This window comes from Paenibacillus ottowii, assembly GCF_006874425.1.
In the GTDB taxonomy this organism is placed as follows: Bacteria; Bacillota; Bacilli; order Paenibacillales; family Paenibacillaceae; genus Paenibacillus; species Paenibacillus ottowii.
In genome coordinates this window covers 149,022-171,294 of sequence record NZ_VIJZ01000011.1, presented here as the reverse complement: position 1 = coordinate 171,294, position 22,273 = coordinate 149,022, and the positions used below count along the sequence as shown (strand labels likewise).

The following is a 22,273-nucleotide window of genomic DNA, read 5'->3' as shown; positions in this document are numbered from 1 at the left end:
TTATAAAATATTGACATAGCCCTTCTCGTGACGATGGTTCACGGAGGGCTTTTCTTTTTTTGTCACCATATCTCCATATTTTCGTAACAAAAAACGGATTCTTAATGACAAAATTGTAATGAGTGTAGTATGATATTCAAGGTTCCCAACATTTTCATGCAGATAAGGTTACAAAATTGTGATATTATGCAGGAAGCCAAAACTTACCGAGGCAGCACTTATGATAATAAATACTCAGGTGCTGGACTCAAACTATGGGAAGTGCGGGGGATGTAACAACGGCCATTGTTCCAATACATCATAAAAAGTATGGAATATGACCTAGGGGTGAATTGCGCAAGCATAGGGCTTCTCCTGAGCCCGAATCCGACAGCTAACCTCGCAGGCACAACAGAGGAGGTACATATCTTTGAAACGCTTAAAACATATTGGAAAAGCTATGAAATTTGCGGTGCTTGCCGCAGCAATTGCAGGGCTGGCACAGACAGCTGGAGTAGCAGATGCTGCTTCGCTTCATATTGCTAAAGAAGGCGACACCTTCTTTTTGCTTGCTCAACGTTATGGAGTATCGGTAGATGAGTTGGCAAAGGCTAACCCGAATATTGCAGCCAACAACATATACGCAGGTCTGGAGATTAAAGTGCCAGACGAAAAAAGTGTAGAGGCGGCTTCGGATTCGAAGCCACAGCTTCTTACGGAAAAAGCAACCGCGAATGAGAAGCCAACAATTGAAGCATGGGGTAAGACATTCAATTATAGTAAAGTGGTTGATGTGAAAGCAACAGCATATTCTGCCGCCGCCGATGAAAACGGCAAATGGGGTGCAGTTGATTACTATGGTAATCCGCTTAAGCTAGGTACTATTGCGGTAGACCCGAAAGTCATTCCAATGGGAACCAAGGTGCTCGTTACAGGCTATTCCCATCCCGGCTTGCCGGATCATTCTTTTGTGGCCGTGGCCCGTGATCAGGGCAGCGCCATTACCGGGAAGCGGATTGATATCTTTATCCCTGGCAATAAATCATTCGTAAACGACTTCGGTTTTCAAGATGTGAAACTGTACGTCATTGATAAATAACATTCTGCCTAGATGTGTTTTGAATAACATAATAAATATTATGTAAACTTACTATTGTATCGTACAACATATAATTCGTAACTGGGACTATATTTTATCATGGCTGGTTGCTTATCGTAAAAAAAGGCTGTCTTACAAGCAGAAATATTCTGCTCGTCAAGACAGCCTTTTTACGTAGTTGGAGTTTATCGTCGAAGCTTAGCATACTTTTATTGTTGTTCCGATGTGTGAAGCAGCCGGGGGACTGTGACGAATTTGTAGCCCTTAGCTTTTAGAGAGTGGATTAGGCCCGGCAAGGCTTGGACAGTACCTTGCAAATTAGAACTTTGGCCTCCACCTGCATGCATTAAAATAATGGAACCAGGTCCGGTAGCCGGGATTACGTTACGTTGAATTTGTGTTTTGCTTAATCCCTTCCAGTCTAGAGAATCCACATTCCAATTGACAATCATGTATCCATGACGACGTGCCCACTGGATTTGAGGTTCCGTGATTTCACCGTAGGGCGGTCGTATCAACTTAGGTCGGAAGCCTGCGCTCGCTTCTAAAATGCGTTCTGTTTTTGTAATCTGGTAGCGGAATCGTTCGGGTGTGGCCTTCCTGAAATCCGGATGAGTATAGGAATGATTTCCTATAGCATGACCCTCACGGATGATACGGCGTATGATCCCCGGATGTTTTTCAGCACGATGACCGACGATAAAAAAAGTAGCTTTGATGCCGTTTGCGTGTAATACGTCCAAAACCTGCGGCGTATACCTTGAATCGGGCACATCATCAAAGGTTAAGGCAATTTGGCGGGTGTGCGGGCCGCACATTTTAAAAATGTCCGCATGCTTTTTTCGCAGCATCGCTAAGGTTGGAGCAGCTCGATCTTTTCTTGGATGTTCAGTAGTAGCGGCAGCAGCTTCCTTGGGATGGGGCGTTCCAATATAGGGAGGCGTGTCCGCGTATACGGGAAAACTTGAAAATGCTAGTAACAGCGCTAAACACGGCAAAGCTCTCCTGTACCGCATTTATATTCCCCCTTTCCGTGCAGTGATACCTAGTGGTGCTCTCAGCTATTATGTACCTGTCCTATCAAAATTATGCTGCTGATGGAGTGAAGCCCTACACAACTGAAGATTTCGTAAGTTTTAGTCATACAAAGGATTCGGTATACCGTGATAGCTGGTGTATAATGGGGAGGCTATCTATAATGATACAGACTGAGGGAAGGATGGATAAAAGTGACCGACTTGTTTACTCCTTATCAATTAAAGGGGCTTTCATTAAGAAATCGGATTGTCATGCCCCCCATGTGCCAATACAGCGTGGAGGCCAAGGACGGCAAACCGACGGAATGGCATTATGTCCATTATGTAAGTCGCGCGGTAGGAGGGACTGGGCTCATCATAGTGGAAATGACAGCAGTTCATCCGGATGGACGCATTACGGATCGTGATTTGGGCATTTGGAGTGACGAACATATTCCTGCATATCAAAAAATTATAGAGGAAGTCCACAAGCATGGTGCCAAAATCGCCATTCAATTAGGCCATGCTGGGCGCAAGGCCGAAGACGCCGAGTTACCTGTAGGTCCGTCCTCGATCCCCTTTAGTGAGCGCTTTAAAGAGCCGCACGCTTTGACGAGAGCAGAAGTCAAGGAACTGGTTCAGGCCTACAAAGAGGGGGCGCGCCGAGCGGTAGAAGCTGGATTTGACACGGTAGAGATTCATGGCGCTCACGGATATCTGATCCATCAATTTCATTCCCCTTTAACAAATACTAGAGAAGATGAGTATGGGCAGGATTTGTCACTGTTTGGTGTCGAGGTCATACATGCTGTTAAACAGGTGCTTCCTGCTGATATGCCTGTGCTAATGCGGATATCTGCCAAAGAATATGTACAAGACGGATATGATGTTGAATACATAGCAGCCATAGGGGAACGATATCGTGATGCGGGTGTGGACATTTTCCATATTTCTTCTGGTGGTGAGGGTCCGATTGGCTCTAGCGGAGGCCCGTCTGCGCGTGCTGGTTATCAGGTGGATTTGGCTCATACCATCCGTGAAAAGCTGAATGTGCCTGTCATTGCTGTCGGCTTATTGGATGATTATGAGGATGCCCGTCGAGTCGTTCAGCAGAATGAAGCTGATCTGGTAGCTATAGGGCGTGCTATGCTGCGTGATCCCTATTGGGCGCTGCATGCATCACGTGAGCTAAAAGTACAGGCGGATATTCCAGAGCCTTATTTACGCGGCTTTTAGATAATTTTGAAACCTCTTTGCAAAGCTTGCGTAAACATGTGTACAGAGCTTAAAATTTAAGCATTCAACTCTAGGAGGAACTTCACATGTCTATTTTCAAACGACTAAGAGATCTTACAATGTCCAACATTAACGCCATTATCGACAAGGCAGAAGATCCAGTAAAAATGACGGATCAATACATTCGTGATATGCAAGAGGATCTGGAAGACGCAGAGAAAGCGGTAGCTGCTCAAATTGCGATTGAAAAGAGATTCAAACAGCAATATGAAGAACAGGCAGCTTTGGTGAAAAAACGCGAAGAACAGGCTCACACGGCTGCAAAAGCACAAAATGTGGATCTTGCTCGCCGTGCATTGGAAGAAAAGAAATCTGCCGAGCAAAAAATGAACGAGTTCAAAGCTGGTTATGAGCAAAATAAAGCTGCAGCTGACAATCTGCGTGGTAAGCTGGATGAAATGCGTAGACAGCTTACAGAAATGAAAAACAAGCGTGAGACACTGGTTGCCCGTTATAACGCAGCTAAAGCACAGACTGAAATTAACAAAGCGATGAACGGTTTTAGCTCTGATACAGCAACAGCCGGATTGAAGCGTATGGAGGAAAAAATGCTGCAAGCAGAAGCACGTGCTGAAGCGAGCAACGAAATGGCTTCCAAGGAAAAATCGCTGGATGAAGAATTTAAAGAGCTGGATAAGAAAAGCGCGGTGGACGACGAACTTGCTGCTTTGCTGAAGCAATACGAAAACAAATAAGAACTTTTTTAAGTATTGCTGTTAGTGTAATCTCAGTAAGCGAAGGAGAAATGTTTTCTCCTTCGCTTTTCCCTGCCTAGGGGCGTAAATCAATATATGTAGTCAAGAAGATGTGGAGGATGGTAACAGATGCATTTTTTGGAAACGATGAAAGCGATGCTAGTATGGACGGGTGCGGGAGCTATTTTGCTGTTCGTATTAATGTATGTCGATTCTTTATTTACAAAGTATAAGGATTTTGCCGAAGTCAAAGCCGGAAATATGGCCGTAACGGTACGAATGATTATGAAGCTGATTGCACAAGGATATATTTTATCAGGTTCGATTGCTACAGCTAATAATTTACTTGAAGCGCTTGTGTATTCTGTGATTGCCTTTATTATCTTACTTGTTTTGGAAGTGATTGTGCGTCTGCTATTGCGGTATTGGGCTCAGTTTGATCTGGATAAAGGGACCCAGGAAGGTAAAATTGGTTTTGGCCTGTTTTCTGGAGCGTTGCATTTGGTTGGTGCCTTGATCATTACTGCATGCTTCTAGGCAAAGAAAGGAGAGCATAGGACCATGAGTGTATGGAAACGAATTTCGAATCTATTTGCCAAGCCTGAACCGCCGAAAGCGGAAGAAAGCATGCTTGACTTACATCCTGGGGATATTTGTGAGGTATCACTTGTCACCTATGAGGTGGTAGGTCGTGTACATAATCGTGCCCGGAATGCCGTTGTTTTGACGCTTCAGGATGGTAACCAAGTGAGTTATCTTCATATCGAGGAACGAGAAACACTGCAATTCGGACTATATCAGGCCATCGACGGCAGACTAGACAACCCGGAGGAAGTACCAACCATTTTAGAGCTGGATGATACAACTTATCATTTGGAAGAACAGTATTTTGGGAATGTTACCGTTATGGGTCGTGCTCCTTTCCGACAGGGTGGAGAGCAATATGTTTGGCAGTACCAGTCTGATGATTACCATCTATTGCGGGTAGAGTGGCAGGACGGTCGCTTTATGCTTTATGAAGGAGAAGAAGTGATTACCGGAGACGTCAAAGTTATTCGGGCAAGCTAGGAGAGGGTTACACATGAGCAAACGCACCTGGCATTATGCACTAAAGGTCATTGTGGCGCTGAGCTTGTTTATATCCGTGCTAAGCGGCTGCGGTGCGCCAAATGTAAAAGATACGTATCCGCTGGAATCCGTTAGTGGTAGTGGGAATTCGACCTCATACGTGTATCGGGCAGCAGGCAAAACAGTTCCCGAAGTAGCGGAGGAATTGAAAGAACAGCGTACACCGGAGCAAATATCACCTCAAAGCAATGAGCGGATGTTTCTGGTATATAGCGATGAGTGGTATCATTTGCAGCAAGATCCAGCTAAGAAGGAAGATACACTCATTGAAATTGATAGTAAAAAGTATGTCGAGCAAAATTACAGTTCCAGTTTTCTAAAAGGATACTTAACTGCAACCGTGCTGGATGCTCTGTTCGATTCATTGCGGGGGTCTGGCTCCTATCGAGGTTATTCGAGCAGAGATGTATACCGACCTTCACAAGGACAATATCATGCTCCAACAGCACAGGAGAAAAAAGCGATCCCGCCGATAACGGTGGAGCGAAAAGGTTCAGTTACCCGTAGAGGAAAAAATTCGGATTCAAGCGTCGGATCAAGTGGAAGCCTATTCGATAGAGGCTCCAGCAGTTCACCGAGCAGAGGCTCGATTTCACGTGACCGAGGCAGCAGTGGCGGTTCCAGTATATTTGATTCACCACGTAAATCGTATAGTAAGCCTAAAACACGCAGCGGATCAGGTAAAATTAGTCGGCGAAGTCGAAGGTAATGAGTTATGTTTGCGGAACTGTGGAACTGTGTTGCACAGTTCCTTTTTTTTTAACATTTACTAATGTAAATTGAATGGATGTTCCCTCACTTCGATTTTATAGTCGTCTACTTTGATCTGCGATCAGAGCTTATGTGCTCAATGCCATCCTCTTCAATGATGTTGCTTTTCTTGATATGGAGATGACTAGCTATCCTTTCTATAGCACCCATCCGTGGTTCAGAAAGTCCGCTCTCCCAAGCTGAAATTGCTTTATTGGTAACCCCAGCGATCTCAGCAAGCTCTTGTTGAGTTAATTGATATTTTATACGTAATTTTTTGAAATTGTCACTTAAAGCCACTTTAATCCCTCCACCCCAAATTAAGTAGATTATAACCTTGATATCGAAAAAAAACCAACATCATACATTGGCAAAAAACAATGTCACTCCTTTGAGGGGACTTTTTTTAGTACAAAAGGATGTAGAATTTGAAGAAAAAAGCTAAATGGAAAAAAATTTACCTCACACTGCACAATAATTACCAGTTTACTAGATTATTTCATTGCCACATCTATTAGTAAAATATACAATTACATCAGGCGAAATAGGAGGATGATGTAACTGTGTTATCTGCTCTTTTGTATATTTTACTTGGTTTTTTCGATGCTTTAGCGGCAGTTACTTTGGTCTTGAAGCTTTATATGCTTCCTGTGTGGGAAAATCGAAGAAAAATACTTATCTATGCAATTGGTATAGCTTTGTTTTCCTATCTCATGAGAGAGGTTATAGCCATGCCTAGATTAGATTTTCCGCTTCAGTATTTGTTAATGGTTCTCTTTTTAAGATTTGGTTTGGGGATCAAAACATATCTTGCAGCTTTTTCTGCTGGTTCTGGTCTAACAGCTTATATTAACCTACAGCTATTTGTATATATTTTTGCGAATTTTTTCGGAGTAGCACAACCTGATATTATTAATAATACTTCTGGCTCTTCCATTTACGTTATACAGCTAGCTTCTATTTTTACTGCGTACTTCATTTCTTTTGTCATGGGGAAATACAACTTTGGTTTCTCATTTATCATTCAGCCCCCACATGATTTTTTGAAAAGTGAAAATTACCTAACACCCCTTAATAAAATGTTCATTATAGGCTCCCTAATATCATTTGTCACTATTCTTGTTACTTTGTATATGCTCTATAAATCCAATACGATAGGACTACTTTCCATCTCATTGCTGACTTTTGGAATATCGTACTTCTTTTCAGAGAAAGGAGATTACGAGGATGCTAGAAACGCTATCGAGGCACATCGCATCAGAAATAAAGAAAGCTGATCCTGACGGACCTACAAGTGTAGAAGTGATGGAGTATGCGATTGGTATAAAAATTACCGAAATTTCGGCAGTACTAATGGTCGCAGTTATAGCCTGGATAACAGGGCATTTTTGGGGAGCATTACTTGCTCTGGCTACGATCATGTTTGTAAGAAGATTTTCAGGAGGGGTACACTTCAGCAACCTTACCCTTTGTGTCTGTTTTACAACGGCCGTATGTGTAACTATACCTTTTGTTTCCTTAAGTTTATCAACATTTTTGATAATTAATGCTTGTTCATTATTAGTGTTTGTAGTATATGCGCCCAATCATTTTATCTATATTAATAAGACCAAATATCACAAATATTATAAAACGATATGTATTTTGGTTTGCATATTAAATTTTTTTGTACAATCTCACATAATATGTTTATCTATAGTTATACAAGCATTCAGTATTCTTCCTTTATGGAAAGGAGGTGAGCGAAAATGGATAAGAAATTGGCGAGAGCTTTAAGTATAAGCCTTGGTAAATACGCTAACGAGTCTACTAAAAAAGAAAAAACAATATTTGGCGCTAAATCAGTACCAGCTGAGTTGAAGAAAACAGAAAAGAACTGAATTTAATGGAAGAGGGAAAGCGAATCCTAGCCACTCAATTGCTTGATGACAATTCACATGGAAATTGCTCTTTTTTTTGTGAGAATCACCTAGTTGCGATTGAATTGTGGAAGCCTAAAAGCAATTATCACATCCCGCTTTTTCATACTTCTCATGGAAGATTTACAGTTCCCACCACCCTCCATGAATGTTCCGTAGGCTTACCCACTTTTTGCAATTTGGACGGATCTAATTTGGTTAACATAACACAAGTGGACAAGATTGTTACGGGAGATTATGGAGGGGGGCAGGTTATTTTTAAAAATCAAGACATTAAAGAAAGTATAAATTCAGCAAATTTATCCCGGTGGAAACAAATATATGAGAATGCAATGAATGCCGATAGAGAAATTCGTTATATTTTCGGATCGGAAATTAAGGTAGTGGGTAAGGCAGCGGTGAGCGGTTTTTTTAAGGTAGGGAATATGCTTAGTGTGGATATGTGGGAGCCTAAAAAAAATTATTATGTACCGCGTTTCCACTCTGGAGATCGCTCTTATACAATCGGGCTAACGGCCCAGGCTTGTAGGGAAGCTTTTCCGTATCTATATCCAGCTTATAAAGACACCCTGATCAATTTAGAATTGGTTTGTGAGATTGAGTGTAACGCATTTGGAGGTTTGGTACGATTCGCAGGATCCGACTTCACTTGCTCTATGTCTCATAATAAACTTAAAGCACTTAAAAAATTGTGGAATTGACCCGTGAGAATTCAGGGGTCATTTTTGTTACCATATTTATATGAATAAGTCAATAATCAGTTAGACTAGGATAAGCCGGACAGTCTCGATTTAATTCGACATATTTCCCGTTTTTAATCATCTTCTATGTGATAAAATTTGATTATGAAAAAAATAACAATCTTTTAAATTAAGGTATAAACAATCTACATATAAGAAAGGGAGGGTGAAAACAGGATATATATTGTAAATGCCGGCATGTACAAAAGGCCCGAAGGAAATGCCTGTTTGTCAGGCAAGTTCCCACTCATATAAGTCCTCAGCCTTACACTCCAATATTCTAGAAATGAGGACTGCCGCCTCGAATGACATTTTGTCACGTCCCGCGATCCAGTTGGATATTTGTTGCCGCGAATATCCAGTTCGTCGGGCGAGCCAAGATTGAGTGCGTCCATGAGATTTGAGCTCCTCTTTCAAAAGGCATTTCCCCCGAGTAAGTTTTTGCACCTTACTTGCTCCTAACAGGGGAAAGTGTTTCGTTCAGAAGTATACAGGTAAATTAGTTTTTTATCAATTATATTGTGGAGTTGATTGGATGGTCGCAGATAAAAATGAAAATATCACTTGCACTAGCTCTTATACAATAAAGATGGCACGACTCGCTTCAGGATATGGTGAGTTAGTAGCCTGCAATATACTTGGTATGTCGATGAATGAATTAAAACATATAGAGGAAGATTCCTCTGATTTAACAATAGCTCGAGCGCAGCAAATGTCCTCGTTATATAATGTTCCAATAGATTCAATTTATTTCGGTAAAAATGATACAACCTAGAGAAATAACGTAATCTTTTGCAAAATCAAAAACTAAAATCTACCCAAAACAGCCGTGATATGTTATTCAGGCTGTTTTTTGGCGGATCGAGACTTGCCGTAATCCAAATAAACGCTGTCCGGATTTGCCAGATAACGGTTTTAGCGTTATAACAGAAAGAGGTATTTTTTTAAAGAACGGAGTGAGAACATGAATCAGACGCCATTAAACACAGAAAAATTCCAACGTAAAGCAGTTAAGGTGGAAGAGGCACAAAGCAGGATAGCTAGCTATGTTCACCAGGGAGAAAGGGAGGATGTAGGGCTGGAGCAAGCGCATGGTCGCTATCTGGCAATGGACTTGACTGCACCACATCCGTATCCCCGCTTTCGTCGCTCTGGTATGGACGGCTATGCCATTCTTGCCTCTGACACTGAAGTCTGTTCGACCGGTCAGGAAATCTGGCTACGCGTGATTGATGAAATTCCTTGTGGCACCGTATCGGATAAGCGGGTGGAGACGGGAATGGCAGCCCGAATCATGACAGGAGCACAACTACCTGAAGAGGCAGACACGGTGGTTATGCTGGAGGCCACACAGCTGCGTGAGGAAAATGGACAAGTATACGTTGGCTTGAAGAAACGTATGGAAGTTGGCAAAAATGTGACGCAAATTGGTCATGAGATTAAGGAAGGTCAGCTTTTGCTCAGTAAGGGAACTTACATCGGAGCAGGACACGTCTCGGTATTGGCTACTTTTGGTGTACATCGTGTGCCTGTTTATAGGAAGCCAAGGGTGGCCGTTTTCTCTACAGGCTCAGAATTGCTCGCAGTGGACGAGCCGTTACAACCAGGGAAAATTCGAAACAGTAATACATACATGCTGGCATCTCAAATTAAAGAGGCAGGAGGAGAGCCGTTCATTCTGCAAGCCATTCATGATGATTTGAACCTTGCCCGTGCTTCTGTCCGAGAAGCGATAGCAGCCTATGATATCGTGGTTACAAGTGGTGGAGTATCGGTGGGAGATTATGATATCATGGGTGATCTCGTACGACAGGAAGACGTAAATATGCTGTTCAACAAGGTTACGATGCGTCCAGGCAGTGTAACCACAGCCGCAGTAATAGACGGCAAGCTGTTATTTGCACTTTCAGGCAATCCCGGCGCATGTTTTGTGGGTTGTGAGCTGTTTGTAAGACCGACTATTCAAATGATGTTATCTTCGGCACATCCATATTTGCAAACCTGGACGGCAAAGCTGGGAGCAGATTATACGAAGGTAAATAACTACACTCGCTTTGTACGCAGTTCTCTAGAGATACGTGGCGGGCAAGTATATGCGATTCCTGCGCGAGCAGATGAATCCAGTGTCATGGTTACGATTAAGGACAGCGATTGTCTGATCGTAATTCCTCCCACAACAGAAGGCTTGCGCGAAGGTGAAGAGGTGAATGTACTTATGCTTCAAGGTGGACAGGTGACGTGAAAACAAAAAGTCCATTTGTATGTCAAATCGTCGGCTTCAAAAATACAGGAAAAACAACCTTCCTCGGAGGTTTAATTCGTTATATACAGCAGTCAGGACTACGTGTAGCAGTGATCAAGCATGATGGACATGAATTTGAGATGGATCATGAGGGAACAGATACGTACAAGCACCGACAGGCAGGCGCCGAAGGCGTAGCGATTGTCTCGGCAGGGAGAACAGCCATTTTAGAGGAACATAGTCGGCCTGTGATCGGACTCATCCGACATTTTCAGGCCTATGACTGTGTGTTGCTGGAAGGCTTCAAGCAGGAAAATTACCCGAAGCTGATCATGGTGAGGGAACAATCAGATGCCCGACTTGTTCAGGAGCTCGCAAATGTACAGGGAGTAGTCGTTTGGAAGAACCACATGGATTGGGCTCAGGGTTACTACTCAGATAAAAAAACGGTGCAAATATTTCCTGCCGATGCCAGCGATCCGGCAGGCCGCTGGCTACTCGAACAAATTCAGAGACACAGCGCAGGATTCCAGACAGAGCAGGGTTGAGAGAGCCATTAATCGGCTGAGTCAGTCCGAGTCTCTATGCGCCGTTCGATCGCCTGAGACATTGTTTTGTCAGTCAGGTGGGCATAGACTTCCGTTGTTTCTGTCGAAGCATGACCCAGCTGTTCTTTGGTTTTGTAAATATCATTTTGTAAATAATAGTCAGTAGCAAAGGAATGACGGAGCTTGTGAACGGTCAAATATGGCTTGCCAAACCGCTTGGCATACTTGATGATCATGGCTTGAATCGCTCTTTTAGTCATCCGTTTGCCCTCTGTACTGCCGTTGGGACGCGCGACAAAAAGAGCTTTTTCTTTTTTTGGAGCACGATAACGGGTATGTCTTAAGGATAAATAAAGTGTGAGATCATCTTTGGACTGCTCGCGGAAATAGACTGGCGTTTTAAAAGTTTCGTCGTTATTTCCTTTGCGGTACACATATAGTAATTTATTGTTGATATCGAGATCATCGATGTTCAAGTTGACGATTTCGGATACACGCAGTCCTGAATTCAGTATAAGACTTGCGATACAGGCATCCCGCTCCTTGTTTAATTCATAGGAGTACAGGGCTTGCTTGTTGTTAGCCAAATCTTGTCCGTAGCCTTCATAAATATAGCCGATAAATTCAAGCAGTTCATCCTCTTCCAGTATTTTTCCTTTGAGCTTAGCTGCTGTATCCTTGGGCTTATGTACACGTTTAATTTCGACTTTGGCCATAATATTGCGCTTGAGCAATGGATAAAAGTTTTCATCCTCAGCAATTTGACTCAAATAATGAAAGAGTGAACGCAAGGACGATAGCTTACGTGAAATGGTGATACGGGAATTGGAGCCTTCACTTTTAGTAGACAGGAACAAGCGAAAGCCTGTAATGCTATCCATATGAAGTGTCTCTAATTCTTCTAGCGTAACTTGGGCATTCGTGTCTCCAGCAGACAAGCCTTCCGAGCGAAGCCATGAAAAAAAAGCTTCGTAATCCCGCACATATTCCAGCAAAGTAGACGGGGAGAGGTCGGGAAGCTTGTAATCCATAAATTGCTGTACGTACCATGGCAGATCCGGCATCTTTTCATCCAGTTTGCGCCGGTCGATGATCTTTTGTATGTTCATAGGGTCCACCTCGTCCGGTCATAATATATGTATTTTAGCATATTTTGAACAGCACTGGATGGGAAGTCATGAAGTAAAGAATGAACTGAACCGCCAAGAGAGGTGAAAGCATGGGATTTAATATCAAATCAGAATTGAAGCTGTCCATAAAGAGTGTACCAGAGTCGCAGAAGGACATTATTGTGCAGCTCATGCAATTTTATTTATACGATTTCACAGACTATCTGCGAATTGATGTCACTGAGAAGGGAACATTTCCGGCTTATCCAGACCTGTATCAATACTGGACGAGTGGTGAACAAAAGCTGCCATTTCTGATTTGGAGACAGGATATTCCTGTGGGCTTTGCACTCGTTGACAGAATGTCTAGCAATCGAGAAGCTGACTATTACATGGCGGAGTTTTTCGTCCTTCGTCCTTATCGGCACAACGGTGTAGGCACCTGGGCGGCTCATGAGCTGTTTGGACGTTTTAACGGGCGGTGGAAGGTGACGCAGATGAGCACGAATAGACCAGCTCAATCCTTTTGGCGTAAGGTAATTGGAAGCTATACGAATGGTGATTATAGGGAGCAGACACATCCAGTACGAGGGAATGTAAGTCAGTTTTTCAATACATGAAAAATTCAAAATAGTAAACAGCGAAGAAAAAGAGCCGAGGAGAGTATTCTGTTGGCTTTTTTTGTTATCCATTCAATTCTTCTATCTATCCTAAATTGCTCCAATTAGAACCTAGATTGATTCTATAAAAACGTAGATATACAGTTGCTTGTATCGTTAGTTTAGGGTAAGGAGAAGTGGAACTGTATTCTACAGCCCATTCATGGTAAGATAAGGATGTAAGTATATAAATTCAATAGGAAAAGAGGGCAATATGTTAGAGAAATGGGTTCAAGAACTAAAAGATGGTGAACAAGAACTGATTGCGTGGAGAAGACATCTGCATCAGCATCCAGAGCTTTCTTTTGAGGAAACGAATACATCTGCATTTATTGCCGGTCAATTACGCTCTTTTGGTATTGAGGTCAGAACAAATGTCGGCGGTAACGGGGTGCTCGGTATTTTAGAGGGTGGCCAGCCAGGTAGAACGATTGCGTTTCGAGCTGATTTTGATGCACTTCCCATTCAGGATGAAAAGGAAGCGCCTTATAAATCGACCGTTCCTGGCGTTATGCATGCCTGTGGACATGATGGGCATACGGCTGCGCTGCTAGGTGTGGCACGAGTGTTAAGCCATCACCGTGAGACATTGAAGGGAAAACTTGTGTTTATTTTTCAACATGCCGAAGAAAAACCGCCTGGCGGAGCCAAATTCATGATTGAGGATGGCTGTCTGGATGGGGTTGAAGCAGTATATGGTATTCACCTTGCATCGGAGATCCCACTGGGCAAAATCGGATTAAAGAGCGGGCCGGCAATGGCCGCTGCTGATGCGTTTACAATTCAAATCAACGGCAAGGGCGGACATGGCGCCAGACCGCATCAGACAGTGGATTCCATCGTTATTGGAAGTCAAATTGTAAACGGATTGCAGCAGGTCGTGAGTCGCAGAGTGGACCCTATCGAATCAGCAGTACTAACGATTGGAGTATTTCAAGCAGGTACTGCCTTTAATGTAATTGCAGATAAGGCGAAAATTGCAGGGACTGTCCGTACGTTTAATAAGGAAGTGCGCAAGGAAGTCGAAAACGAAATTCGTAGTATTGTAAAAGGTCTGGCTGAGGCTTATCATGCAGGATACGAAATCGATTATTTGAATGGCTATCCTGCTCTGGTGAATGCAGAGGCTGAAACTGAACGTGTGCGTGAACTCGTTAGTAGAGTGTATGGAGCAGATGCTTTTTTGGATTTAAAACCGGCCATGGGAGCAGAGGATTTTGCCTATTATTTAGAGCAACGACCTGGAGCTTTTATTTATGTGGGCGCTCGCAATGAGGATGAACGAACGCATTTTGCTCATCACCATCCTCGCTTTGATTTTGATGAGCGGGCGTTGCTTATCTCAGGACATATTTTTTTGGCACTGGCGCTTGAATATTTGCAATAATAAGGATCTTTTAATGACTAACAATAGCATTCATGAAAGCTGGAACCGCGCATAGCGCGGTTTTTTGCTGTAAATTAAACTAGCTTGACACTTGTAAAGAATGCAAAATAAAGTGATTAATTCACTATATGAAAAATTCATAATAATAATTGTAAAAGGTATCAACTGTGAGTGAAAGATCTTTCTCATATTAGAAGTTATCAAGCAGGAGATCATATTACATTATCTAGATTTTTCACACAAGGAAATGAGAAAAAGATGACGAATCTAATGAGCAGACACATATGTAAGCGCTAACATCGGGGTGCTGTATATCTTTCAGATTACTGGAGGTGAGCTTAATAGAACCCATGTTCGATATGACTTACCCATTCAAATGATAACGGAGAAAAAGGAGGTTGAATTCATTGATTAAGGCGAAAAGCAGGTTAAGAATTGCATGTTTGGCGCTTGTAGTAGCGGGTGCTTCCTGGACAGGCATGACAGCACCCACCCATGCTGCTCCGAGTGACGATTATACTTGGAAAAGTGTCGTTACAGGCGGTGGAGGTGGTTTTGTACCTGGTATTATTTTTAACGAAACAGAAAAGGATCTGATCTATGCCCGTACAGATATTGGAGGAGCTTACCGCTGGAATCCTGCCAATGAAAGCTGGATTCCGCTGACGGATTCTGTGGGCTGGGAGGATTGGAACAAAAATGGTGTCGATGCACTCGCCACCGATCCTGTGGAGCCGAATCGTGTGTATATAGCTACAGGTACGTATACGAATTCCTGGGATAAACATGACGGGCAAATTATGCGCTCCACCGATAAAGGGAATACATGGCAGACTACAAAGCTTCCCTTTAAGGTAGGTGGCAATATGCCAGGACGCTCGATGGGTGAACGTCTGGCAATTGATCCGAATAAGAATAATATATTATTCTTCGGAGCTCGAAGTGGTAACGGACTATGGAGAAGCTCCGACTTTGGGGCCACCTGGAGCAAGGTGAGCAGTTTCCCGAATCCGGGGACGTATGTACAGGACCCCTCCAATGAATATACCAGTGACATTGTTGGTTTAGCCTGGATCACCTTTGACAAAAAAACAGGCTCCTCCAGTAAAGCAACTCAAACCATCTATGTGGGTGTTGCGGATAAAAAGCAAAGCGTCTACCGCAGTACAGATGGCGGGACAACCTGGTCCGCTATAGCGGGACAGCCTACAGGCTATTTGCCACATCACGGCGTGCTATCGTCAGATGACAATCTGTATATTTCATATAGTGATGGAGCTGGACCGTATGATGGAACCAAGGGTGAACTGTGGAAATTGAATACAGCTAGTGGACAATGGACAAACATTAGTCCCGTTGCCAGTAGCAGCGCGGACAATCATTTTGGGTATGGTGGACTGACGGTGGATGCCCAGAAGCCCGGTACTCTTTTGGTTGCAACCTTAAATGCCTGGTGGCCGGATGAAACGATTTACCGCAGTACGGATAGTGGGGCAACCTGGAGCCCTATTTGGGAATTTGATGGTTATCCGACTCGCAAGCTGAAGTACAATTTGGATATATCCGCTGCGCCTTGGCTGACTTTCAATACCAATCCTGCTCCGCCGGAAGTATCGCCCAAGCTGGGCTGGATGATTGGAGATCTGGAGATAGATCCATTTAATTCAGATCATATGCTGTATGGAACAGGAGCTACGATTTATGGCTCTAATAATCTAACTAATTGGGACAAGGGAGGGAAGCTGGATATTTCGGTAGCCGCTAAAGGAGTCGAGGAAACGGCGATTTTGGATCTGGTAAGCCCTCCTACTGGAGCTCCTCTGGTGAGTGCAGTAGGGGATGTCTCAGGATTCAGACATGATGATCTGTTCAAGGCTCCTGCTAAAATGCTGGATAATCCAACCTTTACAAGTAGTGAAAGCATTGATTATGCCGAGTTGAATCCTTCTTTTATGGCCCGGGTGGGTAAAGCGGACTATAAAAAAGATCCAAATGCCAAATCCATCGGATTATCCAATGATGGCGGAGCGAACTGGTACAAAGCGAATAGCGAGCCTTCAGGTACAGTAGGGGGAGGCAGTATCGCTGTAGCGGCAAATGGTAATGGATTGCTATGGAGTACATCGGACAAAGGTGTGTTTTATTCCAAAACCGGGGGCAACTCATGGACAGCAAGCACGGGGATTCCAGCCAATGCAAAAATCGCCTCTGACCGAGTAAATCCTAACAAATATTACGCGTTTTCTGCTGGAAGAATATATGTAAGTGTTGATGGAGGCGCATCCTTCACCGCATCCACAACTACTGGGTTACCAAGTGCAGGGAACGCAGATATTGGTGCTGTACGAGGAGTGGAAGGAGATGTATGGTTTGCCGGAGGCTCCGAGGACGGAGGGCCATATGGTTTATGGCATTCCAAGGATTCAGGTGTTACATTCACCAAGCTTGAAAATGTGCAGGAGGCGGATTTTGTAGGCTTTGGCAAAGCAGCACCCAATCGTACGAATGCAGCAGTGTTTATTGTCGGTAAAATGGACGGCACGCGTGGATTTTATCGTTCGGACGATGCTGGCGCAAACTGGGTGCGCATAAATGATGACAAGCATCAGTATGCTCGTGTGACTACAATTATTGGGGATCCTCGGGTTTACGGAAGGGCTTATCTGGGAACGAATGGGCGCGGCATTCTGGTGGCAGATCGTGTAGGGGGGGATCAGCCATCGACTGGGCAAGCAAGTATTACACCGACGGCTGCAACTTATGGAATGGATCACAGCAATAGCTATATTACTGTCAAACTTACACTTAACGGTAATACTCTAGATGCGATCAAGCAGGGGAGCATCACACTGAGCAAGGGTGAAGATTATACAGTCAATGAAGACACAGTCGTTCTCACCAACAAGTATTTATCTAAACTTCCTAAAGGAGAGACAACGCTCAACTTTCATTTTAGTACAGGCAATGATGCGTTGTTCACGATTACGGTGAAGGGGGATACGCCAAGTGAGCCGGGAACAGGTGAGGGCGTCCTGAAGGTGCAATCCTTTAATGGAAATGTATCTGCAACAAGTAATATGATCAGTTCCAAGTTTAAAATAACCAATACAGGAAGCTCGCCCGTTTCCCTAGCAGACGTAACATTGCGCTATTATTACACCATTAACGGGGAGAAATCACAGAACTTCTTTACGGATTGGTCAAGCATCGGTACAGAGAATGTGATTGCTAACTTCAGAACATTAACCAATGCGAAGCCAGGTGCAGATTCCTATGTAGAAATTGGTTTTAAGTCGGCAGCGAGTTCTTTAGAGCCTGGTCAAAGTGTCGAGCTACAAACGCGGATATCCAAAGCGGATTGGAGCAGTTATACACAAACTGATGATTATTCCTTTAATCCTACAGCAAGCAGCTTACAAGATTCTACTAAAATAACCGCTTACCTGTCTGGGATCAAGCAATGGGGAATTGAGCCCTAGATCCATCCTCATAAAAATAATCTTAAGTCAGCCGCTCTAATGAGCGAGTTGGCTTTATTTTTTGAGATCGAGTTCTCCTCAGTTTTTTCTGAAAATAAAGCAAGTTTTAGTTGAAAACAGAAAGAGTAGGGAGTTAAAGTTTTAAAAAAAAAGATTATTTCACTATATGAAAAATTCATAATAATGAAAAACTCCTTCTCGCATACCATCTCCAGAACACAAACACACCACCTTAAACAGAAAAAAGATATCAGTAGAACGTACGTTCTAGTTTTGTTTAAAAAGAAACGCTTATGTCCTTAAACACAAGCGCACAAATCTAATTCTTATATTGATCATAAACCTCAAGTAAGATGGCGGGATACTGAAATTAACAGTGTCATCGTAATGACATTCACAATCGTAGAAAGCAATACGGTCTGAGCCGCAAAATCGGTTTCATTTTTATACTCTTCTGCCAAAATACTTGTGTTAACGCCAGTAGGCATACCTGATGCAATGAGCAGTGCTTGAGCGGGAATTCCTTTCAGACCTAGGAAAAACACGAGCATAAAACCAACTATAGGACCCGCAATCAGGCGTAATACCATACTGATGTACACGGCTGTCCGGCGCAAATGGAAAGGGTACTGCACAATTTGCGCTCCCAAAGTAAGCAGAGCCACTGCGACCATCGAATGGCTAATATAATTTAAAGGCTCAGCGAGTAAATTAGGCAATGGACTGTGTAGTAGATTTAGAAGCAAGCCTAGCACAAGCGCATAGGGTACAGGCATTTTCAAAAAATTAATTAAAATTTTTCGTGTATTGGCCTTGCCATTTTGTACAACAAAGGTACCGTATGTGAATGTAACAAAGCTTTGAAAGGTCATAATCAGAGCCTGGACGGATATGGCTAGAGGATCGCCTTTAAACACCAACTGATTAATTGGCAGACCATAATTCCCTGAATTATCCAACATTACACTGTTTGTAAAAGCCCCACGCATGCCGGGGCTGTATTTCAGAGATCTGGCAACAATAGTGCTGATTACGTACAAAATAGCTATGTAAAGAGCATAAAAAAGTGAAACCTCACCCATGAGAATTAAAGAAATTTCAGAGTGATAAAGACCAGTAAACACAACTGCAGGGGTGATATAGTAAAAATTGATTTTAGCTAAGGTATACAAATCCAGCCGGAAAAAATATTGCATGATACAACCAAAACCAATTAGAACAAAAATAGGTAAAACAACGTCTAAAAGAATGGTGCCGAACATGTCTGTCTCCTCTTCTTTCTAGGATGCGAATGTAAAGATTAATCTATAAAATGCATGTGCATTTTCCATTATACTGTGGAAATAGATCCGAGCATAATAAAATTTATTGTAATGGATTAGCCAACAGCCTCTACTAATGCAACACTAGTTAAAAAGGACTTCATATTTAGCTTGTAGAAGCCGTTAATATATGTAGGTTACAAATCAACCTGGTCTTTAACTACAAGGAGGAATCGCATCATGAGAAACACATGGACAACTTTATTAGCTTGTATACTGGTCCTGGGACTGACAGCGGGAGTCGCTGAAGCCAAACAGGGGCATGGAAAGGATCATGAGAACAAACAGGAAGCAAAGATGTCTGACAAAGACCGGAATGAAAAGAGCAGTAAAAAAGAAAAACACGATGAAATCAAAAAGAATAGCCCTGTTGCAGTAACGGACGATACATACGTCGAGTCCAAAGATCATCATGATCGCAAGGGACACAACGGGTATAATGGTCTGCTTCATGCAGTAGAAAATACAAAAGATAAGCCGGCAGGAGCGGTTATTGCGAATCTGCTGCTTACCAAATATCCGGAACGTTTGACTCCGGAGCAGGTAACTGAACTTGAATTGATCCGCAATTCTGACAAAGCTTTAACCAAGGCTGCTGAGCTACTGGCTGAAAACGGAAATGTAACAGATGCCGTTTACATGCAGGAGGAGGCAGTATTGGCTGATGTGTCCAATCTGGAAAGCTATAAAAAGCTGGATGTATTCTCGAAGAAGGCTGGACGGTCATCAGGTATGAAGCTGTTTGTAAATGGTAAAAAGTACAATGCCGAACCGATTAACCGCAATGGTACCACACTTGTACCGTTCCGAACAGCTTCAGAGGCTTTGGATGCCAAGGTTTCCTGGGATCCGAAGGAAAAGGCAGTTACTGTCACTCGTAACGGTGTTTCCGTCAAATTATTCGTAAATAGTGCCAAAGCATATATTAACGGCCAGCCGTATTCTATCGAGCAGCCAGCATCCATAGAGGACGGAACCACAATGGTACCTGTAAGGGTAATCGGAGAGGCGCTAGGGGCGAATGTTAAATGGGAGCCTGAGAGTCAGTCCGTTGTTGTATATGAGCAGCCGACAACATCGGAAGCATTATAACGTACTGCCAACAAAAAAATGGTATATACAGAAAGGGCGCCTGACTGAATGTCAGGTCCTTTTTTTGTTTTGCTTTCCTATTTTGTGCCGAGCTATTCGCATTATATGCCGGTCATGTGTACAATTAAATTTTATATATCTAAGAAAAGGGAGTGTCATAGATGGATTTAGGATTAACGGGGAAAGCAGCCTTTGTTGCAGGTTCAAATAAAGGACTTGGCAAGGCAAGCGCACGTGAATTGGCACGTGAGGGTGCAAATGTTGTTATTTCACGACGAAATGAAGCAGAGCTTCAGCGGACGCAGGCTGAATTACAGGAAACAGCGAGTGGTCGCGTTGAATATGTAGTTTGTGATGTTACCAAGCCTGAACATATTTCCCAGGCTATCCGCCGTACAGTTGATTGGTTTGGCACCGTTGATATTTTGGTCAACAATGCGGGCGGTCCTCCCGCGGGCACCTTTGATGATTTTACAGATGAAGTATGGATGCAGGCCTTTGAGCAAAATTTACTTAGTCATATCCGGTTGATCCGTGAGGTGTTACCCTACATGAAAAAACAACAAAGCGGTAGAATTTTGAATATCGCCTCCTCATCCGTTAAGCAGCCGATTCCAGGCCTGATTATTTCCAACACACTACGCACCGGGGTCACTGGATTGGCGAAAACATTGTCAATGGAATTAGCCCCTTATAATATTCTGGTACATACTGTAGCACCAGGGAGAATTGCAACCGATCGCGTACGCAGCTTGGACGAGCATCGAGCTGAAAAATCTCATCAGACGACGGATCAAGTTCGCAAACAAGCAGAAGAGGACATTCCACTTGGAAGATACGGAGAGCCTGAAGAGTTTGGTAAAGTCATTGCTTTTCTGGCGTCGTCGGCTTCATCCTATTTGACTGGCAGCACCATTCTTGTGGACGGTGGCATGATTAAATCATTATAAAAAAGAAGCGTGCCGGCATCAGGTTTAAAATGGGTGGTGGCACGCTTCTTTTTTATAAGTTGTTTAGAGTGAAGTTGAATTCGCTGACTGATCAGCTCTCACGGCTTGGAAGCTCGCAACCCTCATCGGTACATACACCACCTGCATCCTGTTTGGACGAGCTGCCGCTGATCATAGTGAAAGGTGAACGTTCATCCCATGCTTTTTGAAGCGCATCGTGGAATACCTCCTCCGGCTGAGCACCAGAAACAGCGAATTTTCGATCAAATACAAAGAATGGCACACCCTGTACGCCTAACTTAGCACCTTCAGCTTCATCAGCTCTAACTTCATCTGTAAAGCGGTCACTGGCTAAAATAGCAGCGGCTTCGTTATGATCCAAACCAACCTCGGCTGCCAACGATGCCAGCACTTCACGGTCCCCAGTATGCTTGCCTTCCATAAAGACGGCCTGAAATAAACGCTCGCTTAGTTCCAGCATTTTGCCTTGTGTGTGGGCCCAATGCGTTAGACGGTGAGCATCAAGAGAGTTTGTCGGCACCATGGCATGAATATTGTACTCCAGGCCCGCAGAACGTGCGTTTTCGGTCATGCGATCATTCATGGCATGAGCCTCTTGCAGGCTGACACCATATTTTGTTGATAGTTCTTCATTAATCGTTTTACCACTATCTTTCACAGCGTTAGGGTTCAATTCAAAACTCTTGAATGTCAATTGAACTTCATCGCGGTGTGGGAACTGCTGTAGGACTTGCTCCAAGCGGCGTTTGCCAATATAGCAGAACGGACACATATAATCAGACCAAACTTCGATATTCATTAGGGAAATGCCTCCATGTATACATATTTTATTGAGCAACTGG

At 43.3% G+C, this 22,273-nt stretch carries 24 protein-coding genes and 1 riboswitch; of the genes, 18 read left to right on the top strand and 6 right to left on the bottom strand.

Features of this window, described 5'->3' with window-relative positions:
- The first annotated feature begins 229 nt into the window (after window positions 1–229).
- Window positions 230–403, top strand: a riboswitch (cyclic di-AMP (ydaO/yuaA leader).
- Between the two features lie 6 nt (window positions 404–409).
- Window positions 410–1,078 carry a 3D domain-containing protein gene (locus FKV70_RS22240; protein WP_142614538.1) on the top strand — a complete coding sequence of 223 codons (669 nt, stop codon included), beginning with the start codon at window positions 410–412 and terminating at the stop codon, window positions 1,076–1,078.
- A 209-nt stretch (window positions 1,079–1,287) separates the two neighbouring features.
- Here FKV70_RS22240 and FKV70_RS22235 read toward each other — a convergent pair whose 3' ends face one another.
- Window positions 1,288–2,094 (bottom strand): polysaccharide deacetylase family protein, encoded by an 807-nt coding sequence (locus FKV70_RS22235; RefSeq protein ID WP_142614536.1) that lies wholly within the window; start codon window positions 2,092–2,094, stop codon window positions 1,288–1,290.
- A gap of 213 nt (window positions 2,095–2,307) precedes the next feature.
- Here FKV70_RS22235 and FKV70_RS22230 point away from each other — a divergent pair, with 213 nt between their 5' ends.
- The 5 genes from FKV70_RS22230 to FKV70_RS22210 all read left to right on the top strand — a co-directional run bounded on the left by FKV70_RS22230 (window position 2,308) and on the right by FKV70_RS22210 (window position 5,922).
- A complete protein-coding gene (locus FKV70_RS22230; protein WP_142614534.1) occupies window positions 2,308–3,330 on the top strand; it encodes an NADH:flavin oxidoreductase/NADH oxidase in 1,023 nt (340 codons plus the stop codon).
- Window positions 3,331–3,416: 86 nt separating this feature from the next.
- Window positions 3,417–4,085: a PspA/IM30 family protein gene (locus tag FKV70_RS22225; protein ID WP_063210614.1), complete on the top strand. Its 669-nt coding sequence runs from the start codon at window positions 3,417–3,419 to the stop codon at window positions 4,083–4,085.
- A gap of 129 nt (window positions 4,086–4,214) precedes the next feature.
- Entirely contained in the window at window positions 4,215–4,622 is a 408-nt protein-coding gene (locus FKV70_RS22220; protein ID WP_013371429.1) for a DUF350 domain-containing protein, read from the top strand.
- A 24-nt stretch (window positions 4,623–4,646) separates the two neighbouring features.
- Window positions 4,647–5,153 carry a DUF4178 domain-containing protein gene (locus tag FKV70_RS22215; RefSeq protein ID WP_142614532.1) on the top strand — a complete coding sequence of 169 codons (507 nt, stop codon included), beginning with the start codon at window positions 4,647–4,649 and terminating at the stop codon, window positions 5,151–5,153.
- A gap of 13 nt (window positions 5,154–5,166) precedes the next feature.
- Complete coding sequence (locus FKV70_RS22210; protein WP_063210610.1) at window positions 5,167–5,922, top strand: DUF4247 domain-containing protein; 756 nt, start codon at window positions 5,167–5,169, stop codon at window positions 5,920–5,922.
- Between the two features lie 107 nt (window positions 5,923–6,029).
- Here the strand turns inward: FKV70_RS22210 and FKV70_RS22205 are convergent, their stop codons facing one another.
- Window positions 6,030–6,263, bottom strand: a complete 234-nt coding sequence (locus tag FKV70_RS22205; RefSeq protein WP_064796536.1) for a helix-turn-helix transcriptional regulator — start codon at window positions 6,261–6,263, stop codon at window positions 6,030–6,032.
- A gap of 263 nt (window positions 6,264–6,526) precedes the next feature.
- Here FKV70_RS22205 and FKV70_RS22200 point away from each other — a divergent pair, with 263 nt between their 5' ends.
- From FKV70_RS22200 to FKV70_RS22190, 4 genes are read left to right on the top strand one after another with little or no spacing between them, the layout of a single operon-like run.
- A complete protein-coding gene (locus FKV70_RS22200; RefSeq protein ID WP_063210606.1) occupies window positions 6,527–7,240 on the top strand; it encodes a hypothetical protein in 714 nt (237 codons plus the stop codon).
- Complete coding sequence (locus FKV70_RS22195; protein WP_142614530.1) at window positions 7,191–7,739, top strand: accessory gene regulator ArgB-like protein; 549 nt, start codon at window positions 7,191–7,193, stop codon at window positions 7,737–7,739. The genes FKV70_RS22200 and FKV70_RS22195 overlap by 50 nt, the downstream gene beginning before the upstream one ends.
- On the top strand, window positions 7,712–7,843 hold the full coding sequence (locus FKV70_RS26975; RefSeq protein ID WP_262348612.1) for a hypothetical protein: 132 nt from the start codon (window positions 7,712–7,714) through the stop codon (window positions 7,841–7,843). Before FKV70_RS22195 ends, FKV70_RS26975 begins: the two co-directional genes overlap by 28 nt.
- A gap of 5 nt (window positions 7,844–7,848) precedes the next feature.
- A complete protein-coding gene (locus FKV70_RS22190; RefSeq protein ID WP_142614528.1) occupies window positions 7,849–8,583 on the top strand; it encodes a hypothetical protein in 735 nt (244 codons plus the stop codon).
- A 270-nt stretch (window positions 8,584–8,853) separates the two neighbouring features.
- Here FKV70_RS22190 and FKV70_RS22185 read toward each other — a convergent pair whose 3' ends face one another.
- Window positions 8,854–9,069: a helix-turn-helix transcriptional regulator gene (locus FKV70_RS22185; RefSeq protein WP_016820733.1), complete on the bottom strand. Its 216-nt coding sequence runs from the start codon at window positions 9,067–9,069 to the stop codon at window positions 8,854–8,856.
- 88 nt (window positions 9,070–9,157) lie between these two features.
- On the opposite strand from FKV70_RS22185, the gene FKV70_RS22180 reads away from it, so the two are divergent.
- The 3 genes from FKV70_RS22180 to mobB all read left to right on the top strand — a co-directional run bounded on the left by FKV70_RS22180 (window position 9,158) and on the right by mobB (window position 11,412).
- A complete protein-coding gene (locus FKV70_RS22180; protein ID WP_063210602.1) occupies window positions 9,158–9,397 on the top strand; it encodes an XRE family transcriptional regulator in 240 nt (79 codons plus the stop codon).
- 189 nt (window positions 9,398–9,586) lie between these two features.
- Window positions 9,587–10,864 carry a molybdopterin molybdotransferase MoeA gene (locus FKV70_RS22175; protein ID WP_142614526.1) on the top strand — a complete coding sequence of 426 codons (1,278 nt, stop codon included), beginning with the start codon at window positions 9,587–9,589 and terminating at the stop codon, window positions 10,862–10,864.
- Window positions 10,861–11,412 (top strand): molybdopterin-guanine dinucleotide biosynthesis protein B, encoded by a 552-nt coding sequence (gene mobB / locus FKV70_RS22170; protein ID WP_142614524.1) that lies wholly within the window; start codon window positions 10,861–10,863, stop codon window positions 11,410–11,412. The genes FKV70_RS22175 and mobB overlap by 4 nt, the downstream gene beginning before the upstream one ends.
- 8 nt (window positions 11,413–11,420) lie before the next feature.
- On the opposite strand, the gene xerS is transcribed toward mobB, so the two are convergent.
- Window positions 11,421–12,521 carry a tyrosine recombinase XerS gene (gene xerS, locus FKV70_RS22165; RefSeq protein ID WP_142614522.1) on the bottom strand — a complete coding sequence of 367 codons (1,101 nt, stop codon included), beginning with the start codon at window positions 12,519–12,521 and terminating at the stop codon, window positions 11,421–11,423.
- Between the two features lie 110 nt (window positions 12,522–12,631).
- Here xerS and FKV70_RS22160 point away from each other — a divergent pair, with 110 nt between their 5' ends.
- The 3 genes from FKV70_RS22160 to FKV70_RS22150 all read left to right on the top strand — a co-directional run bounded on the left by FKV70_RS22160 (window position 12,632) and on the right by FKV70_RS22150 (window position 18,046).
- Complete coding sequence (locus tag FKV70_RS22160; protein WP_063210595.1) at window positions 12,632–13,141, top strand: GNAT family N-acetyltransferase; 510 nt, start codon at window positions 12,632–12,634, stop codon at window positions 13,139–13,141.
- A gap of 253 nt (window positions 13,142–13,394) precedes the next feature.
- A complete protein-coding gene (locus tag FKV70_RS22155; RefSeq protein WP_142614520.1) occupies window positions 13,395–14,567 on the top strand; it encodes a M20 metallopeptidase family protein in 1,173 nt (390 codons plus the stop codon).
- A 407-nt stretch (window positions 14,568–14,974) separates the two neighbouring features.
- Window positions 14,975–18,046: a cellulose binding domain-containing protein gene (locus FKV70_RS22150; protein ID WP_142614518.1), complete on the top strand. Its 3,072-nt coding sequence runs from the start codon at window positions 14,975–14,977 to the stop codon at window positions 18,044–18,046.
- 344 nt (window positions 18,047–18,390) lie between these two features.
- Here FKV70_RS22150 and FKV70_RS22145 read toward each other — a convergent pair whose 3' ends face one another.
- Window positions 18,391–19,308, bottom strand: a complete 918-nt coding sequence (locus tag FKV70_RS22145; RefSeq protein WP_142614515.1) for an AEC family transporter — start codon at window positions 19,306–19,308, stop codon at window positions 18,391–18,393.
- Between the two features lie 240 nt (window positions 19,309–19,548).
- Between FKV70_RS22145 and FKV70_RS22140 the strand changes: the two genes are divergently transcribed.
- Together FKV70_RS22140 and FKV70_RS22135 are read left to right on the top strand one after the other, a co-directional pair.
- A complete protein-coding gene (locus FKV70_RS22140) occupies window positions 19,549–20,460 on the top strand; it encodes a copper amine oxidase N-terminal domain-containing protein (protein ID WP_142614513.1) in 912 nt (303 codons plus the stop codon).
- A gap of 161 nt (window positions 20,461–20,621) precedes the next feature.
- On the top strand, window positions 20,622–21,410 hold the full coding sequence (locus FKV70_RS22135) for an SDR family oxidoreductase (RefSeq protein WP_142614511.1): 789 nt from the start codon (window positions 20,622–20,624) through the stop codon (window positions 21,408–21,410).
- 91 nt (window positions 21,411–21,501) lie between these two features.
- On the opposite strand, the gene FKV70_RS22130 is transcribed toward FKV70_RS22135, so the two are convergent.
- Window positions 21,502–22,230: a DsbA family oxidoreductase gene (locus FKV70_RS22130; RefSeq protein WP_142614509.1), complete on the bottom strand. Its 729-nt coding sequence runs from the start codon at window positions 22,228–22,230 to the stop codon at window positions 21,502–21,504.
- Between the last annotated feature and the right edge of the window lie 43 nt (window positions 22,231–22,273).

Bases quoted from the DNA above. Each gene is read 5' to 3' on its own strand.
- FKV70_RS26975 (WP_262348612.1), top strand. From the start codon at position 7,712: ATGGATAAGAAATTGGCGAGAGCTTTAAGTATAAGCCTTGGTAAATAC.
- FKV70_RS22180 (WP_063210602.1), top strand. From the start codon at position 9,158: ATGGTCGCAGATAAAAATGAAAATATCACTTGCACTAGCTCTTATACA.
- FKV70_RS22135 (WP_142614511.1), top strand. From the start codon at position 20,622: ATGGATTTAGGATTAACGGGGAAAGCAGCCTTTGTTGCAGGTTCAAAT.
- FKV70_RS22195 (WP_142614530.1), top strand. From the start codon at position 7,191: ATGCTAGAAACGCTATCGAGGCACATCGCATCAGAAATAAAGAAAGCT.
- FKV70_RS22145 (WP_142614515.1), bottom strand. From the start codon at position 19,308: ATGTTCGGCACCATTCTTTTAGACGTTGTTTTACCTATTTTTGTTCTA.
- xerS (WP_142614522.1), bottom strand. From the start codon at position 12,521: ATGAACATACAAAAGATCATCGACCGGCGCAAACTGGATGAAAAGATG.
- FKV70_RS22190 (WP_142614528.1), top strand. From the start codon at position 7,849: ATGGAAGAGGGAAAGCGAATCCTAGCCACTCAATTGCTTGATGACAAT.
- FKV70_RS22175 (WP_142614526.1), top strand. From the start codon at position 9,587: ATGAATCAGACGCCATTAAACACAGAAAAATTCCAACGTAAAGCAGTT.
- FKV70_RS22215 (WP_142614532.1), top strand. From the start codon at position 4,647: ATGAGTGTATGGAAACGAATTTCGAATCTATTTGCCAAGCCTGAACCG.
- FKV70_RS22160 (WP_063210595.1), top strand. From the start codon at position 12,632: ATGGGATTTAATATCAAATCAGAATTGAAGCTGTCCATAAAGAGTGTA.
- FKV70_RS22140 (WP_142614513.1), top strand. From the start codon at position 19,549: ATGAGAAACACATGGACAACTTTATTAGCTTGTATACTGGTCCTGGGA.
- FKV70_RS22220 (WP_013371429.1), top strand. From the start codon at position 4,215: ATGCATTTTTTGGAAACGATGAAAGCGATGCTAGTATGGACGGGTGCG.
- FKV70_RS22210 (WP_063210610.1), top strand. From the start codon at position 5,167: ATGAGCAAACGCACCTGGCATTATGCACTAAAGGTCATTGTGGCGCTG.
- FKV70_RS22225 (WP_063210614.1), top strand. From the start codon at position 3,417: ATGTCTATTTTCAAACGACTAAGAGATCTTACAATGTCCAACATTAAC.
- FKV70_RS22155 (WP_142614520.1), top strand. From the start codon at position 13,395: ATGTTAGAGAAATGGGTTCAAGAACTAAAAGATGGTGAACAAGAACTG.
- FKV70_RS22235 (WP_142614536.1), bottom strand. From the start codon at position 2,094: ATGCGGTACAGGAGAGCTTTGCCGTGTTTAGCGCTGTTACTAGCATTT.
- FKV70_RS22130 (WP_142614509.1), bottom strand. From the start codon at position 22,230: ATGAATATCGAAGTTTGGTCTGATTATATGTGTCCGTTCTGCTATATT.